This is a genomic window from Pedobacter changchengzhani, assembly GCF_004354365.1.
Classification (GTDB): domain Bacteria; phylum Bacteroidota; class Bacteroidia; order Sphingobacteriales; family Sphingobacteriaceae; genus Pedobacter; species Pedobacter changchengzhani.
Window position 1 is genome coordinate 1 of record NZ_SJCY01000005.1, and the last position, 13,795, is coordinate 13,795.

General features: G+C 35.8%; 11 protein-coding genes and 1 rRNA gene. 8 read left to right on the forward strand and 4 right to left on the reverse strand.

Features of this window, described 5'->3' with window-relative positions:
• Positions 1 to 126: 126 nt before the first annotated feature.
• Positions 127 to 238 (forward strand): 5S ribosomal RNA (rrf, locus tag EZJ43_RS09055).
• Positions 239 to 1,124: 886 nt separating this feature from the next.
• Positions 1,125 to 2,852 carry a S8 family peptidase gene (locus EZJ43_RS09060; RefSeq protein ID WP_243718073.1) on the forward strand — a complete coding sequence of 576 codons (1,728 nt, stop codon included), beginning with the start codon at positions 1,125 to 1,127 and terminating at the stop codon, positions 2,850 to 2,852.
• Positions 2,853 to 2,925: 73 nt separating this feature from the next.
• On the opposite strand, the gene EZJ43_RS09065 is transcribed toward EZJ43_RS09060, so the two are convergent.
• The 3 genes from EZJ43_RS09065 to EZJ43_RS09075 are packed head-to-tail and all read right to left on the reverse strand — an operon-like array spanning position 2,926 to position 5,811.
• Positions 2,926 to 3,705: a polysaccharide deacetylase family protein gene (locus EZJ43_RS09065; protein ID WP_133262393.1), complete on the reverse strand. Its 780-nt coding sequence runs from the start codon at positions 3,703 to 3,705 to the stop codon at positions 2,926 to 2,928.
• On the reverse strand, positions 3,692 to 4,633 hold the full coding sequence (locus EZJ43_RS09070; RefSeq protein WP_133262394.1) for a glycosyltransferase family 2 protein: 942 nt from the start codon (positions 4,631 to 4,633) through the stop codon (positions 3,692 to 3,694). The genes EZJ43_RS09065 and EZJ43_RS09070 overlap by 14 nt, the downstream gene beginning before the upstream one ends.
• Positions 4,630 to 5,811 carry a glycosyltransferase family 87 protein gene (locus EZJ43_RS09075; RefSeq protein ID WP_133262395.1) on the reverse strand — a complete coding sequence of 394 codons (1,182 nt, stop codon included), beginning with the start codon at positions 5,809 to 5,811 and terminating at the stop codon, positions 4,630 to 4,632. The genes EZJ43_RS09070 and EZJ43_RS09075 overlap by 4 nt, the downstream gene beginning before the upstream one ends.
• A gap of 235 nt (positions 5,812 to 6,046) precedes the next feature.
• Here EZJ43_RS09075 and EZJ43_RS09080 point away from each other — a divergent pair, with 235 nt between their 5' ends.
• Together EZJ43_RS09080 and EZJ43_RS09085 are read left to right on the forward strand one after the other, a co-directional pair.
• The gene (locus EZJ43_RS09080; RefSeq protein WP_133262396.1) at positions 6,047 to 6,352 is read left to right on the forward strand and encodes an ArsR/SmtB family transcription factor; all 306 of its coding nucleotides are present in this window, start codon (positions 6,047 to 6,049) and stop codon (positions 6,350 to 6,352) included.
• A gap of 5 nt (positions 6,353 to 6,357) precedes the next feature.
• Complete coding sequence (locus tag EZJ43_RS09085; protein ID WP_133262397.1) at positions 6,358 to 7,368, forward strand: LLM class flavin-dependent oxidoreductase; 1,011 nt, start codon at positions 6,358 to 6,360, stop codon at positions 7,366 to 7,368.
• A gap of 154 nt (positions 7,369 to 7,522) precedes the next feature.
• Here EZJ43_RS09085 and msrA read toward each other — a convergent pair whose 3' ends face one another.
• Complete coding sequence (gene msrA / locus EZJ43_RS09090) at positions 7,523 to 8,014, reverse strand: peptide-methionine (S)-S-oxide reductase MsrA (protein ID WP_207924601.1); 492 nt, start codon at positions 8,012 to 8,014, stop codon at positions 7,523 to 7,525.
• Positions 8,015 to 8,301: 287 nt separating this feature from the next.
• On the opposite strand from msrA, the gene EZJ43_RS09095 reads away from it, so the two are divergent.
• The 4 genes from EZJ43_RS09095 to EZJ43_RS09110 all read left to right on the forward strand — a co-directional run bounded on the left by EZJ43_RS09095 (position 8,302) and on the right by EZJ43_RS09110 (position 13,764).
• Positions 8,302 to 9,426 (forward strand): fatty acid desaturase family protein, encoded by a 1,125-nt coding sequence (locus tag EZJ43_RS09095; RefSeq protein ID WP_133262399.1) that lies wholly within the window; start codon positions 8,302 to 8,304, stop codon positions 9,424 to 9,426.
• 136 nt (positions 9,427 to 9,562) lie between these two features.
• Positions 9,563 to 11,803: a glycosyl hydrolase family 95 catalytic domain-containing protein gene (locus tag EZJ43_RS09100; protein ID WP_133262400.1), complete on the forward strand. Its 2,241-nt coding sequence runs from the start codon at positions 9,563 to 9,565 to the stop codon at positions 11,801 to 11,803.
• 27 nt (positions 11,804 to 11,830) lie between these two features.
• Entirely contained in the window at positions 11,831 to 12,508 is a 678-nt protein-coding gene (locus EZJ43_RS09105) for a response regulator transcription factor (RefSeq protein ID WP_133262401.1), read from the forward strand.
• Complete coding sequence (locus tag EZJ43_RS09110) at positions 12,505 to 13,764, forward strand: sensor histidine kinase (protein ID WP_133262402.1); 1,260 nt, start codon at positions 12,505 to 12,507, stop codon at positions 13,762 to 13,764. The genes EZJ43_RS09105 and EZJ43_RS09110 overlap by 4 nt, the downstream gene beginning before the upstream one ends.
• The last annotated feature ends 31 nt before the right edge of the window (positions 13,765 to 13,795 follow it).

Below are 13,795 nucleotides of genomic sequence, written 5' to 3' on the forward strand. Positions count from 1 at the left end.
ACTGTTGTTTGTTCTTCAAAACTTAACTTCTTTCAATAATGTTTAAGGTTAAAGGCTGAAAGGTCGAAGGCTTAGGGTGAAAACCTTATACCTTTATACCCTCCACCCTATACCTTTATAAAATATTTAGGTGCCTATATCGGCGGTGTCCACCTCTTCCCATTCCGAACAGAGAAGTTAAGCCCGCCAGAGCCGATGGTACTGCAGTAACATGTGGGAGAGTAGGTCGGTGCCAAATCTTAAAACCCCAAAGAGGGATTTAACAAGAGACCCTTCAGTAAATACTGGAGGGTTTTCTTCGTTTATAACAGTTTTTTTGCCAAACGCCGGGCCAGACCCAAATGCCCGCGTGGCATGTTCGCGCACTGTTTGGCATAATGCCGAGACCTGAGTTTCCTCCCGCAGCATTACATTCATAAACCTGATGGAAACGTAAATCCTTTTTGGTCAAAAATAAATCTGGTTCCGAAACAAAATCCCAAAAAGAATGGAAGTTCACTATCTGTGGTCTCATCTTTTTATGTCTACCTCTTCCCTCCCGATATGCATCGGGACCGGACAGAGAAGTCAACCCCACCAGGGCCTGTGGCACTGTCCCGATCAATCGGGATGGGAAAGTAGGTCGGTGCCAAATCTTAAAACCCCAAAGAGGGATTTAACAAGAGACTCATCAGTAACACTGGAGGTTTTTCTTCGTTTATAACAGCTTTTCCAAAACGCCGGGGCAAACCCAAATGTCTGCTTTCCATGTTTGGCATACTGAACAACCTAAGTTTCCTCCCACAGCACTATATTCATAAACCTGATGGAAACGGAAATCCTTTTTTATAAAAAGAAACCCGATTTCAAAACAAAGTCCCAAAAAGATTGCAGTGGACAGCAGGAAGAAACCTTTATTTGAAAAACTGCAATTGCTTTTCTAATTTTTTAGTCTGATATCTACTATGCGAAAAGAAACTTATTCACTCTTGCTGACGTTATTGTAAAATAATTGCTCGCACAGTTGTTAAAAAGTCTTAAATTTTGTTCCGACAATCAATAAAACTGTATTATTGTAACAATACGTATATACTATTATGATGAATATGAGTCGCTTAAAAACCTCCTTAATAATTTGCTTTTTAATGTTATCTAGCCTTACTTATGCGCAAGATAAAAATGTAAAACTTCCACCAAATTGGTTTAATCTAGATTTGGTGACAAGTGGATTTTACGGCATTAGTACGCAGAAAGCTTACGATTTGCTTTTGAAGGATAAAAAACCAAAACAGAAAGTAATTGTAGCTGTGATTGATGGTGGTGTTGATCCGACGCATGAAGATTTGAAGTCTGTTTTGTGGACCAACAAAAAGGAAATTGCTGGAAACGGTATTGACGATGACGGTAATGGTTACGTTGATGACATCCACGGGTGGAATTTTATTGGCTCTAAAAAGGGGAATTTGCAGTATGATAATTTGGAATTAGTGAGACTATTGAGGATATATAAACCAAAATATCAATCTACCACCAACCTCACGCCTTTAGATAGTACACAAAAGGAAGAGTTTAGGCTTTATAAAAAGATGGTTGGCGATTTTGGGAAAAAATACGAAGATGCCAGCAACCAGTTCGCGGTAATTTTTGCAATAAAAAAGGTGTTAGATTCTGTAGCGACGATTCACAAGAAGCAAATCCCATCTTTAGAAGATGTTAACGGTTATAAGCCAGATGACGAACTTGAGGAGCAAGTAGTTTCTATTATTAGAAAAGGTTCTCGTGAGGATGGAAGCTTTGAGAAATTTTATAAAAATATTATGGACGGCTACGAGCAGTATAGCGATATGCTCAAGTATAATTTGAATCCAAAATATGATGAACGGGCGCAATTAGTGGGTGATGATTATGCGAATTCATATGAGAAAAATTATGGTAATAATGATGTAGCAGGGCCTGATGCAAAACACGGAACTCACGTATCGGGTATTATTGGTGCAGACAGAACAAATGGATTGGGGATTATGGGCGTTGCAAATAATGTTAGCATTATGGCCATCCGCGTTGTGCCAACGGGTGATGAGCGTGATAAAGATGTTGCGAACGGAATTAGGTATGCTGTGGATAATGGTGCTAAAGTGATTAATATGAGCTTTGGAAAAGGCTATAAGTGGGATAAAAAAGTTGTCGATGATGCTGTGAAGTACGCAGAGATTAAGGGCGTATTATTGGTGCATGCAGCCGGTAATGATAATAGTAATAACGACACTGGGGAGAACTATCCTAATAAATATTTTGATAGTCCGGAGGCTAAAGCCTACAATGCCGCACATAAAAAAATGGTTAAACCAGATTTTGAGCCGCCAAAACCAAATAGTCAGTACGGTGCGGGCATGCAACAAAGACCTGGAGGTTATTCAAAAACGCCTCTGGATAAGCCTGTAATTTTAGATTCTTTAAAATATAGACTTCCGCACGCAAGTAACTGGATTGAGGTTGGGGCTAGTGCATATAAAGATGATGAAACCTTAAAAGCTGATTTCTCGAACTACGGAAAGTATAATGTGGACGTTTTTGCACCTGGATTTTTAATAACATCTACTGTGCCTGGAGATAAATATGATGCTTTTGATGGAACGAGTATGGCCTCGCCTGTAGTGGCAGGCTTAGCTGCGTTAATTTTGACCTATCATCCCAATTTAAAACCTTTTCAGGTTAGAGAGATCATCATGAAATCAGTTTCAAAAGTGGAGCATAAAGTGAAATATAAGAACGAAAAAGGTGATAATGTGCGAGTACCTTTTTCGGATATTTGTGTGAGTGGTGGTATTGTAAACGCCTATAACGCACTTAAATTAGCAGAAAATTATAAGTAGTTGGCGGTTGCCACTTACTCTCCAAGCGATTAATTTAGCACTGTTTCAAGTTCTGAATAATAGTTGAGAAAACTTAATTGTTGATTGATTTAATGAAATCTTGAAAAGTTCCGAAAGGATAATTTTGAGATTTCATCCATTTTAAAAGATTGTCCATTCTATTAATCATCTGAGTACCCGAGTTTTTTGTTACATATTTAGGGAAACCGAATCTGTCGCGGTCGTCCAAATCTGTAAATTCCCATGGGTGGAAATAAATATTAAGGTAACCATCTTTGTTATAAGTCCATTTCGCCAGTCGCTTATACAGCCATAAAGGTAGGTTGTGGAAAGATAACCAAAAAAGAGGGAAGCGGATGATAGGAGAAACCGATGCTGGAATCTGCAACACTGTTGCTTTGGTAAAATAAGTTCTCGATATATTGAAGTTGTTGTAACGCCCCGGTAAATAAGTTGGGTTTATTGACGTGTTGTATTGGTAACCCGCCTTTCTTATTTCATTTTCATCAACAGGCATCATTCTCGCCATTCGGTAGCCTAATATTTTTTTGCCCGACAGTTCTTCTAATTTTAGTTTCGATTGTAGCAAGTGTTCTGGCTTAAAATCTGAGTGGTAATAGCCGTGCGAAGCCAATTCATGGCCTGTGTTGGTAATCCTTTTAATTAAATCAGGGATGTTTTCTGCAAAAGTTACCGTGCAAAAAAAGGTAGCTTTAACGTTATATTTATCCAATAAATCTAAAATTGAGATTGTACCATCCCGAGAAATGGAAATTTGATCTTTAAAATCAATTTCTTTACCATACTCAAATGGCATGTCAAATTCTTCAATATCAAAACTAAGCAGTACCATTAACTTTTAAATTTGTAGATCTAACGATATAATTTGGCCGATTTTTGCCCTGCATGAACATTTTGCCTACGTAAATACCAATTATACCTAGGATGATTAACTGCAAACCACCAAAAAATACAATTGTCATTATTGTAGATGCCCAGCCAGATACTTCTACGCCATAAATAAAAGCGTATAAAACATAGGGGATATATAAAATTGAGGCTATGGAAAAAATAAATCCTAAATAAACTGCTGTATATAAAGGTTTAATACTAAAAGAAGTAACGCCGTGTAAAGCCAAATGCATCATCTTCTTAACGGTGTACTTGCTCTTGCCAGAGAAGCGCTCTGCCGGCATATATTTGATGGCGTACTGATTAAATCCAAGCCATTTTACCAACCCTCTTAAAAATGGTTCGTTCTCTTGAAAATTCCTAAAAACGTTAACAACCTTTTGATCGAGCAAACGAAAATCTGCTGAACCAGGTTCTAAATCAATATCGGATAGCCAATTTAAGGTTTTATAAAATATATTTGAGGAGCTTCTTTTTGCTTTCGAAAGTGATTTATCTTCTGCTCTAATGGTGTAAACTACTTCAAACCCTTCTTCCCACTTCGCAAGCATTTCCGGAATAAGTTCTGGTGGATGTTGTAAATCGCAATCCATACTAATTACGCAATCGCCAAAAGCATGATCCATACCAGCTTTTACCGCCAACTGATGGCCAAAATTTTTAGAAAATTCTAAAAAGTATATGTTACTGGAGACTTCAACAACCTCTTTCACTCGCTTTAAAGTTGAATCTGAGCTTCCGTCATCCACTAAAATAACTTCAAAATCATAATCGATAGTTTTAAATACCGTTTTAATATTCTCTATAATGACAAAAATATTATCAGCCTCGTTGTAAGCAGGGATAACGATTGAAACTAATTTTCTCATTTTTCTGTCGGCAAATAGTAGCTAAAATCTTCTTTAAGCATTTGGTAGATAATAACAAACCAAATTATAACGCAAGGTAGGGCTTTAAGCGAATTTAGTCTAATAAATTCTTTTACCGAATGCGGAAATATATCTGTTGGTGATAAGCTTGTTAAAATAAGTGCAAAAATTAGTAAACCAATCTTCCAGTTATTTTTATTTGGTTGAACTGTAAACCAAATGGCTACACCAGCAAATGCAATAATGTAGGTTGGCGACTCTGATCCGCTACTGAAAATTACCGTAAATATTAAGGTAGAAGCGAGTAACATTAATTGAAAGCCCGCGTGTTTAAATTGTTTGACTCTTAAATAAGGCAATCCAAATAGTACCACTCCAAAAACCAAAAATGGCAAATTTGGGATGTTTACATCGCCAGAAATACGTCTGGCCATACCCATTATCGATATATCCTGAAAAGAGGTTAACGAAGCATTTGTAGTGTTTTTGTGGACTAAAGAGTTAAACCAATCTGAGTAGGATTGAATGATAAAACTTGGAGATGATATCGCCATCGGCAAAATAAAAAGGATCAGTAAACCAAATATCCCTGCAATGATAAATTTTAATTTCTTTTTGGTAAAAAAGAAAAATGCTAAACCTACAATACCATATAATTTAACGAGTGTGCCCAACGCGATAACGAATGCAGATTGAATTTCTTTCTTTTTAATTAGGCAAGAAAAACTCAAAATAATTAATCCTGTTAAGGCGATATTGAATTGAAAACTAAACAATGCGGTTAAGGTTTCGTGCGCACATAGCCAACCAATTATTGTTCTTTTATTTAACGATATCGGTAAGCTTAATATGCCCCAAAGTAAAATGCTTACGTTCGCAACGTTCCAGAGTACCATTCCCAACCCATCTGGCAATAATGCGAATGGTGCAATTAGTAAAGAAAAAACTGGGCCGTAGTGGTTACTATCTAGATATTCGGGATAATTGTTATAGAGGTTTTGTAAATCTACGGTGTGCCAAAAAGTATATTTAAAAATGAGATAGTTATTGAAACTATGGCTAAAATATTGCTTAGATGCTGTGAATACCGCTAGGAGTATATAGACAAAAATTAAGACTTCCTTTTTTAAGAAGAACGTACCGATTTTGCCCTCCTTAAATGTTTTTATGGAATTCATTTTTGATCTTTCTGCGAATATAGTTAAATAATTATTTAGCGTTGAGGAGTGCAGGATTAAATTTTGATAATTTGTTAGTTTATAGGTATAAGCATAGCATTTTTGAAGATCTTTGTTAAGTTGTTTTAGGTTTCTTTTGATTTCTAATTAATGTAAATCCAAGGATAGCTTCATTAAATTGTCAATAAATTTAACCTAATTGGTATATCGGGAATTATCGATGTATATTTGTGAGGTGGAAAAGATTGAACTATTTAAAGCCCTCTCGAATAAAACCAGGTTGCAGATTTTAACTTGGTTAAAGAATCCTGAAGCCCACTTTGCGGATTACGAATTAACTTCGAAACATATCATGAATGGTATTTGTGTGGGGCATATTCAAAAGAAGGCAGGATTAACACAATCTACCATTTCTGAGTATTTAGCCATTTTGCAAAGAGCGGGTTTGGTTACTGCAACACGAGTGGGGCAATGGACTTACTATAAAAGAAACGAAAGTACTTTTGAAGCGTTAGGAAATCTAATCACAAATGAATTGTAATTTATATGGAAAGAAAAGCATTATCGGCGTTGCCATTTTCGGTATTGGATTTGGCGGGTGTTATAGAAGGGAAAACGGTTGCAGATACATTTAATAACAGTGTTGATTTAGCACAGCATACCGAAAAGTTGGGCTACCTTAGATATTGGCTTGCCGAGCATCACAATATGATTAGCGTAGCAAGTGCCGCTACTTCAGTTTTAATTGGCCACATTGCGGGTAAAACGAAAACAATTAGAGTTGGTTCTGGTGGCATCATGTTGCCCAATCATTCGCCTTTAGTTATTGCCGAGCAGTTTGGAACTTTGGCAACTTTATACCCAAATAGGATAGATTTAGGATTGGGTAGAGCACCTGGTACAGATCAGTTAACAGCGATGGAAATAAGAGGCGAACGTTTTGCGTCGCCCCATAATTTTCCGCAAGATGTGTTAAAACTGCAAAGATTTTTATCGGCGAGTAATAGTGGAGCGCAAGTTCGGGCAATTCCTGGCGAAGGTACTGATGTGCCAATTTGGATTTTAGGATCTAGTACAGACAGCGCACATTTGGCTGCTTCTTATGGTTTACCTTATGCGTTTGCGAGCCATTTTGCTCCAGCTCAGTTTCTAGAGGCAATTAAAATCTATCGTCAGAATTTCAGGCCATCGAAAGTTTTAGCAAAACCTTATGTAATGGCCTGCATAAATGTAGTTGCAGCCGATACAGATGAAGAGGCGAACCGATTATCCACATCATTAAAAAGATTGTTTTTGGGAATTGTAACCGGTAAACGACAGTTGCTGCAACCACCGATAGACAGTATGGATAACGTATGGGATTTTAACGAAGAGGCAGCTGTAAACCAAATGTTGGCTGTCGCTTTCATAGGCGGTCCACAGCATTTGAGTGGTCAATTAAATTCATTTTTAGCACAAACGCAAGTAGATGAATTAATGGTTACTTCACATATTTACGATCATAAAGCAAGGCTTCATTCTTATGAATTATTTGGTGAGATTATGAAGAAGGGATAAATTCGTTTAAAGAAATCTTACAGCTCATGCTTTAAAAAGGAGTTCAATTTTATTTCAGAATTTTTAATGATCTTGTGCTAGAAGTGAAAGTTTTTTGATGATTATAAGATACAAAGTGCAAAACTAGTTGCACTTTGAATCTTTAAAATTTTACTTACTTTAACTTCCAATCTGGTCTTTCGAAATGGCAGGTGTAACCGTAAGGTATTCTTTGTAAATAATTTTGATGATCTTCTTCAGCATTCCAAAAATCGGTTGCAGGTACCACTTCGGTAACCACTTTACCTGGCCAAACTCCCGATTCATTCATTTCTGTAATCAACATTTCAGCAGTTTGTTTCTGCGTTTCATCTAAATAAAAGATTGCCGATCGGTATGAAGTACCGATATCATTTCCTTGTCTGTTTTTTGTTGTTGGATCGTGTATCTGAAAGAAATATTCTAACAGTTTACGATAAGAAAGTTGATCAGGGTTAAAGCTAATTTCAATTGCTTCAGCATGTGTGCCATGATTTTTGTAGGTTGCATTTGCTACGTCGCCTCCGGTGTAGCCAACAATGGTAGAAATTACACCATTTTGATGGCGAAATAGTTCTTCTACACCCCAGAAACAACCTCCAGCGAGAATGGCTTTTTCAGTATTCATAATTTAATTATATTTTTAAAGATACATTGATGAGTTGTAAACAACAAACAAACGGTTTGTTTTGTTCAGCAAAGATTGAAAATATGTCGCAATTTAGACCAAAATTGTTGTTGCCTTATTCCATTAAATAGGCGGAAAATTTACTTTTAATCTATCGAGAAAAAATATTTAACAATCTAATCTTTCTCCGTTTACGTTCATATCTTTGTAAAACTTAATCAGATAAATTTAAATCACTTAATGAACTTGGAGTTTCGGCCTAGAACATGGGTAATATATATGAATACATGAAAGTAATAACGAAGTTTCCTGCCCCTGCCAAAGAAAATTTTTATGCAGAATTGCGGAAGCGTGTAAATAACGATTTTCTAGAGCGTAAGCAAAGCATAAATGCCAATTCTTTAATGTGGGTTAAAACCATCATATTTTTAACGCTATTTACAATTGTGTATTTTACCATTCTTCTTGTTAAACTAAATGGCGTAACATTAGTATCACTTACCGTTTTACTAGGTATAATCTGTGCTTTTATTGGTTTTAATATTTGTCATGATGCCATTCACGGCTCATTTTCATCAAGTAAAAAAGTAAATAAAGCGTTGAGCATGTTATTTCATTTGGTTGGTGCAAATCCTTATGTTTGGAATATTACACACAATGTAGTTCACCATACTTACACCAACATTCCTGGGCATGATGAGGATATTGAAATTGCGCCAGGGTTGATTCGAATTTCGGAAGATGAGGAATTAAGACCGCACCAACGTTTTCAGCAATGGTATGCTTTTCCGATGTATGGCTTAGCGTCTTTATCTTGGGTGTTGAGGAAAGATTACAAAAAGTTTTTTCAAAAACATATTGGTGCTAGAGAAAATATACACCCAAAAATTGAGTATTTTAATCTCTTCTTTTATAAATTTTTGTACTATTTTCTTTTTATTGGTTTACCATTAATTTTTATCGATATACCTTGGTGGCAGGTTGCAATTGGCTTCGTTTTACTTCACTTGGCACAAGGAATTACAATGGGTTTGGTTTTTCAATTGGCACACGTTGTAGAAGGCACAATATTCCCTACGCCTAATGTAGAAGGTAACATGGAAGAAGCTTGGGCAGAACATCAAATGCGAACAACTGCAAATTTTGCCACACAATCTCCGTTGGCAGCATTTTTCTTAGGCGGATTAAATAGACAGATTGAGCATCATTTATTTCCTAAAATTTGTCACGTTCATTATGGCCGCGTTTCGGTAATTGTAAAGCAAACCGCTTTAGAGTTTGGATTGCCTTACCATGAAAATGAAACTTTTACGAAGGCATTAGTTTCACACTTCCGTACTTTGAAGAAAATGGGTCGGCCATTGGTTTTGGTAAACGAATCTATTAAAAATCAAGTAGTGGAAGCTTATTAAGTTTTACTTCAAAGTTTTCGGTCGATTTTTATTGTCGCCGTAAATAGACGTGAAGTTAAATTACTTTTCCATTTTATTCTTCAATCTATTCTCAAAAACCTTAGACTTGTATATCCGTATATATTAAGCTGTTGTTGTGAGAAATTATTATGCTGTATTCATCTTTATAAGTTTTTTTATTTGCACTTTTAATGCTATTGCGCAGGTAAAAACGGTTAATTATAAGGCTTTTTTTGATCAAAAGGTTTTAGCATTTAACAGCCTGCCCAAAAGTTGGGATGAAGCACCATATTTTGGAAATGGGTTTATTGGTTCGATGATTTATCGAGATACAACCGTAAACAATGTTTTAAAAATTCAGCTTTTTAGAACCGATGTACAAGACCATCGCAACGATTCATCGGGTTGGACAGCTTATTCGAGACCTCGATTATTAATCGGTTTTTTAAACATAACGTTTAAAGGTAAAATAATAAACGGCAATTTTAGGCAAAATTTGTACACGGCAGATTTGCGGGGCGAAATTAAAACCACTAAAGGAACTGCCATTTTACATCATTTTTTATCGGCCACAAAGGATTTGATACTGACTAAAATAACTTGTTATGGCAATGAAAATTATGCGATAAGCTTTATCCCAGCGGAGGCTAAAACGACGAGAAATATCAATTTTCCAAATAGTAAATCGAATATTAAAAAGTACGCACTAGCGTATGGAGATAAGTATTTAGAGATGCTAAAAATTTATCAACCCAACCCAAAGCCAATCATTTCGAAAGTTGGAACAATTAATTTAAGTACGCAAAACTTTACAGCCGGTGGGCAATTTACGGTGGGTTGGAAGCGCATGGATAAAACACAAAATAGTGGAGTTATAGGTGTTACAATTCAAAATTCTTTTCCCGAACGGCAGGCAGAGACGAAGGTATTAGAAATTTTAAACCGTTTTGCTTTTTCTATTTACGATGTAGAGTTTAAGGCGCATAAGCTTTGGTGGTATAAATTCTACCATAAAAGTTTTATGACAATTCCTGATAAAAACCTGGAGAAGATGTACTATTTGCAACTGTATAAAGTTGGGAGCGCAACCCGAGCAAATGGGCCAATAATGGATACTTCTGGTCCGTGGTTTCAATCTACACCGTGGCCATACATTACGTGGGATTTGAATGTTCAGCTTTGCTATTGGATGCTAAACACGTCCAATCATTTAGATATTGCCCAATCTTTGCCCAATACCTTATACAATAATCAACAACAATTGGTGGCAAATGTAAAGCCAATTGCTTGGCAAAAAGACGCCGCTTATTTGGCTTTAGCTACGGCTCAAGATTTAAAAGGCGCTGCTGATGACGATAAACGCTATCAAAATTTACACAGTAATTTGCCATGGGCAATGCATAATGTATGGTTAATGTATCGCTATAGCATGGATACATCGTTTTTGCGGACGAAATGTTATCCATTGTTAAAAAAAAGCATGAATTATTATTTGCATCTATTAGAAAAAGAGGCAGATGGTAATTATCATATTCCGTTAGGTTATTCGCCAGAATACCCAAAAGCTAATAAGGGATTGTTAGGCGAAACGAAAGATCCAAATATGGATTTGGCGCTTATTAATTGGGGTTTAAAATCATTAGTAGAAGCCTCCAAAATATTAAAAATTGATGAGCCAGAAAGGAATAAATGGAACGAGATTTTAGCACATTTAGTCGGGTATCAAATTAATGATACAGGTTTGAAAATTGGCGCTGATTTAGCTTATGAAGTTTCACACCGTCATTATTCACACTTATTGATGATTTATCCGCTTTATCTTTTAAATGTGGATGATGAAGAAAATAGGCCTTTAATATCAAAATCTTTAAATCACTGGATTGGCGATCAGAAAGGTTTGTTAGGCTATAGTTATACTGGTGCTTCGTCAATTTCATCCGCCGTTGGCGATGGAAATAATGCCTTAAAATATCTTGAAGATTTGAACAGATTTATTTTGCCAAATGGATTGTACAAAGAATCTGGGCCGGTTTTCGAAACACCTTTATCTGCAGCGCAAGCTTTACAAGATATGTTGCTACAGTCTTGGGGTAATAAGGTGCGCATTTTTCCCGCAATTCCAGATAAATGGAAAGATTTAGAATTTAAAAACTGGTTGGCGGAAGGTGCTTTTGAGGTGAGCGCGAAGTTAGAAAACAGCAAAATAACTCATATAGAGATTAAGAGTTTAGCTGGTACTCCGTTGGTTTTTAAGACTAAACTAAATACCACACAAGCAAGTATCAATAATAAAAAAGTGATACTGAAAAAGATAAGTGCCGATGTTTATAGCGTAAATTTGACTAAGAATGAGACACTCATTATCGAAAATTTTTAATTCACTTCAGTATATCAATACTTAACTATGAAAATTCTAATTGTAGAAGATGAACAATTATTATTGCATAGCATTTTAGATTATTTAAAGGGCGAGGGGAATGTTTGTGAGTCTGCATCCGACTTTAATTCGGCGTTGAATAAAATAAATTTATACAGTTACGATTGCATTCTGCTCGATTTAGGTTTGCCTGGTGGCGAAGGATTAGAAATTTTAACTAAAATTAAAGCATTAAAAAAAGGCGATGGTGTTTTAATCATTTCGGCAAGGCATGCGCTCGACGATAAACTTGCTGGCCTCGATTTAGGTGCCGATGATTATTTAGTAAAACCTTTTCATCTATCAGAATTAAAAGCGCGTTTAACAGCTATTGTTAGAAGAAAAAATTTTAACGGGAATAACATAGTTGTTTTCAATGAAATTAGCATACATCAATCCTCAATGTTCGTTTCTGTAAACGACAATAAACTAACACTTACTAAAAAGGAGTTTAATTTACTGATTTATTTCTTGGCTAACAAAAATAAAGTGGTATCAAAAAATGCCATTGCCGAGCATTTATGGGGTGATGAAATGGATATGAGCGATGATTTTGATTTTATTTACACGCACGTAAAAAACTTGAGAAAGAAACTGCTAGAAGCGGGTTCGAAAGACTATTTACACTCAGTTTACGGGGTGGGCTATAAATTTAGTCAGCAATGAGATTAACTAGCAATTATAACAAAGTAAATATTTTTACTTCATTTGTTATCTTAATTTTAACGGGTATTATCTACTATGTTTTTATACATGCCATATTAACGGATAAACTGGATCGGGATTTAGGTGTGGAAGAAAATGAAATTCGGCAATACACTGCAACTTACCAAAAACTCCCGTTGCCAGCTGGCTTTCTTGATCAGCAGGTTGCTTACAAAGAAATTGAGGGGGAAGACGTTGAACGTACTTTTGCCTATACAAACTATTTTAATTCAAAAGAAAGTGAAGAGGAGCCTGGTAGAAGTTTGGTGACTTCTGTAAAACTTGGGTCGAAAATTTTTCGTGTTACCATTACCAAATCGAGATTAGAATCGGAAGATTTAGTAAGAATAATTCTGTTAATTACGTTGGCCACAACGCTGGTTCTTCTGGCTTCGCTATTGCTGATAAATAGATTTTTTTTCAAACGGATTTGGAAGCCTTTTTATACTATTTTGGAGCAGATAAAATCGTTTGAAGTATCGAAAACTCAGAAAATTGAAATCGAACCAACGAGGATTGATGAATTTATCGAACTCAATACATCTGTAAATGCAATGGCAGAAAGAGTTAAGCAAGATTATCGTGAGCTGAAAAGCTTTACAGATAATGCATCGCACGAAATGATGACGCCATTGGCCGTAATTAATTCAAAGTTAGATTCGCTACTGCAAACCGAGAATTTTACGCAACAGCAAAGTGCATATATTGGAGATATATATTATGCAACAGGTAAACTTTCTCGTTTACATCGCTCGTTGTTGCTGTTGTCTAAAATCGAGAATAATTTGATTTCAGATCGTCAGCTTATCAATATGCAGGAACTCATAAATGGGAAGATTCGACAATTTGAAGAGCTTTTTAAGAAAAATAATTTAAAGGTAAATGCAAATATTGGATCACTCGAACTAAATATGAGCAAATTTTTAGCCGATATTTTACTCAATAATTTATTCAGCAATGCTGTTAGGCATAATATAGATGGTGGAGAAATAGATGTTTTTCTCGATCAGGAAAATCTGAGAATTTCTAATACCGGTAAGGATATTAACATTGATGGAATGTTGTTCGAGCGGTTTTCGAAGTCGGTCGAATCAGAAGGAATGGGACTTGGTTTAGCAATTACGAAACAAATTTGCAATTTGTATAATTTTAATATCAAGCATAATTACCTAAACGGAAGACATGTTTTTTCGATAAAATTTAACGGCGGTAGTTAACTACAGAATTCCTTCATAATTGAGTTTTAGA